This window comes from Novosphingobium sp. ST904 (assembly GCF_001298105.1).
Lineage (GTDB): Bacteria > Pseudomonadota > Alphaproteobacteria > Sphingomonadales > Sphingomonadaceae > Novosphingobium.
In genome coordinates this window covers 1-3298 of record NZ_LGJH01000052.1, presented here as the reverse complement: position 1 = coordinate 3298, position 3298 = coordinate 1, and the positions used below count along the sequence as shown (strand labels likewise).

Genomic DNA, 3298 nt, shown 5'->3' with positions numbered 1-3298 from the left:
GCATGCCTAACACATGCAAGTCGAACGAGATCTTCGGATCTAGTGGCGCACGGGTGCGTAACGCGTGGGAATCTGCCCTTGGGTTCGGAATAACAGTGAGAAATTACTGCTAATACCGGATGATGTCTTCGGACCAAAGATTTATCGCCCAGGGATGAGCCCGCGTAGGATTAGCTAGTTGGTGGGGTAATGGCCTACCAAGGCGACGATCCTTAGCTGGTCTGAGAGGATGATCAGCCACACTGGGACTGAGACACGGCCCAGACTCCTACGGGAGGCAGCAGTGGGGAATATTGGACAATGGGCGAAAGCCTGATCCAGCAATGCCGCGTGAGTGATGAAGGCCTTAGGGTTGTAAAGCTCTTTTACCAGGGATGATAATGACAGTACCTGGAGAATAAGCTCCGGCTAACTCCGTGCCAGCAGCCGCGGTAATACGGAGGGAGCTAGCGTTGTTCGGAATTACTGGGCGTAAAGCGCGCGTAGGCGGTTACTCAAGTCAGAGGTGAAAGCCCGGGGCTCAACCCCGGAACTGCCTTTGAAACTAGGTAACTAGAATCTTGGAGAGGTCAGTGGAATTCCGAGTGTAGAGGTGAAATTCGTAGATATTCGGAAGAACACCAGTGGCGAAGGCGACTGACTGGACAAGTATTGACGCTGAGGTGCGAAAGCGTGGGGAGCAAACAGGATTAGATACCCTGGTAGTCCACGCCGTAAACGATGATAACTAGCTGTCCGGGTACTTGGTATTTGGGTGGCGCAGCTAACGCATTAAGTTATCCGCCTGGGGAGTACGGTCGCAAGATTAAAACTCAAAGGAATTGACGGGGGCCTGCACAAGCGGTGGAGCATGTGGTTTAATTCGAAGCAACGCGCAGAACCTTACCAGCGTTTGACATCCTCATCGCGGATTAGAGAGATCTTTTCCTTCAGTTCGGCTGGATGAGTGACAGGTGCTGCATGGCTGTCGTCAGCTCGTGTCGTGAGATGTTGGGTTAAGTCCCGCAACGAGCGCAACCCTCGTCCTTAGTTGCCAGCATTCAGTTGGGCACTCTAAGGAAACTGCCGGTGATAAGCCGGAGGAAGGTGGGGATGACGTCAAGTCCTCATGGCCCTTACACGCTGGGCTACACACGTGCTACAATGGCGGTGACAGTGGGCAGCAAGCAGGCGACTGCAAGCTAATCTCCAAAAGCCGTCTCAGTTCGGATTGTTCTCTGCAACTCGAGAGCATGAAGGCGGAATCGCTAGTAATCGCGGATCAGCATGCCGCGGTGAATACGTTCCCAGGCCTTGTACACACCGCCCGTCACACCATGGGAGTTGGATTCACTCGAAGGCGTTGAGCTAACTCGCAAGAGAGGCAGGCGACCACAGTGGGTTTAGCGACTGGGGTGAAGTCGTAACAAGGTAGCCGTAGGGGAACCTGCGGCTGGATCACCTCCTTTCTAAGGATTTGGTCGAAAGCGCTCCTGCTAGACGGGAGAAGAGCTTCGCTCAATTCTAAGAACATGCCGTCGTCCTCATGTCCCTTCATCCTGGAGATATACAGCGCATGCTGTGTATTCTGCCTGAGCTGGCTTTCAGCCGCCTGCGGCCCGCCCTCTTTTTGAGAGAGCAAGCCGTTCAGGCGAAGACTGGGCCGGTAGCTCAGGTGGTTAGAGCGCACGCCTGATAAGCGTGAGGTCGTAGGTTCAACTCCTACTCGGCCCACCAGTCTTTAAGTTTGGTGCGGGGCCTTAGCTCAGCTGGGAGAGCGGTTGCTTTGCAAGCATCAGGTCATCGGTTCGATCCCGATAGGCTCCACCATCCTTTATGGATGGCAGGCACCAAGCTCTCAGATGATACTCCAGAGATGAAGCGAAACAGTTCCGGCTTTAACGAGCCGGTTGCGCGGGATTTGCCCGCAGATCTTTGACATTGTGAATGGGTTTTTTAATCGATGCCGTGGTGCGTCGTATCTGCTGACGTAGTGGATACATGATGACGCACTATTACAGATGTAAATCTGGCTGAGATTTATCGTCCGCACCTATAAGCATTCTCTCTAGGAGAATGCGCCCCACAAGGGTTTAACAACGCGATCTCTATGCAGGGTTGTCGTTGATGGTGTGGATTCTCAAGCGTGAGGTAAGAGCATTTGGTGGATGCCTTGGCATGTACAGGCGAAGAAGGACGTGGCACGCTGCGATAAGCGTCGGGGAGCTGTGAGCAAGCTTTGATCCGGCGATTTCCGAATGGGGAAACCCACCTTCACCATTTCTCTCGTTGTTCGAGCGATCGGACAGTGAGTGAGGTGGATAAGGTATCATCAGGTTGAATACATAGACTTGGTGAAGCGAACCCGGGGAACTGAAACATCTAAGTACCCGGAGGAAAAGACATCAACCGAGATTCCGTTAGTAGTGGCGAGCGAACGCGGACCAGGCCAGTGCCTTCATTTTAACTAGCAGAACACTTTGGAAAGAGTGGCCATAGCGGGTGACAGCCCCGTATGCGAAAGCGATGATGAAGGACTCGAGTAGGGCGGGACACGTGAAATCCTGTCTGAACATGGGGGGACCACCCTCCAAGCCTAAATACTCGTACATGACCGATAGCGAACAAGTACCGTGAGGGAAAGGTGAAAAGCACCCCGATGAGGGGAGTGAAACAGTACCTGAAACCGAATGCTTACAAGCAGTTGGAGCCTCTTTAGGGGGTGACAGCGTACCTCTTGCATAATGGGTCAGTGACTTAATGTACCATGCGAGCTTAAGCCGTTAGGTGTAGGCGCAGCGAAAGCGAGTCTGAATAGGGCGACAGAGTATGGTGTATTAGACCCGAAACCCGGCGATCTAGGCATGACCAGGTTGAAGGTGCGGTAACACGCACTGGAGGACCGAACCGGTGAATGTTGAAAAATTCTCGGATGAGTTGTGTTTAGGGGTGAAAGGCCAATCAAGCCGGGAAATAGCTGGTTCTCCGCGAAATCTATTGAGGTAGAGCGTCGGATGTATGCCGTTGGGGGTAGAGCACTGGATGGATGCGGGGGTCGCGAGATCTACCAATTCTAACCAAACTCCGAATACCAACGAGACTTATCCGGCAGACAGACGGCGGGTGCTAAGGTCCGTCGTCAAAAGGGAAACAGCCCTAACCTACAGCTAAGGTCCCCAAGTCATCACTAAGTGGGAAAGCATGTGGGAATCCCAAAACAACCAGGAGGTTGGCTTAGAAGCAGCCATCCTTTAAAGAAAGCGTAACAGCTCACTGGTCTAAATAAGGGTTCCTGCGGCGAAAATGTAACGGGGCTAAA

Annotated in this window: 2 tRNA genes and 2 rRNA genes; all 4 read left to right on the top strand. The window is 52.9% G+C overall.

From position 1 onward, the window contains the following. Positions 1 to 1448: ribosomal RNA gene (locus tag ADT71_RS00435) — 16S ribosomal RNA — on the top strand; the annotation flags it as partial. 191 nt (positions 1449 to 1639) lie between these two features. Further along, positions 1640 to 1716: transfer RNA gene (locus tag ADT71_RS00430), tRNA-Ile, on the top strand. A gap of 17 nt (positions 1717 to 1733) precedes the next feature. Further along, positions 1734 to 1809, top strand: a tRNA-Ala gene (locus ADT71_RS00425). A gap of 308 nt (positions 1810 to 2117) precedes the next feature. Further along, positions 2118 to 3298, top strand: a 23S ribosomal RNA gene (locus tag ADT71_RS00420); the annotation flags it as partial.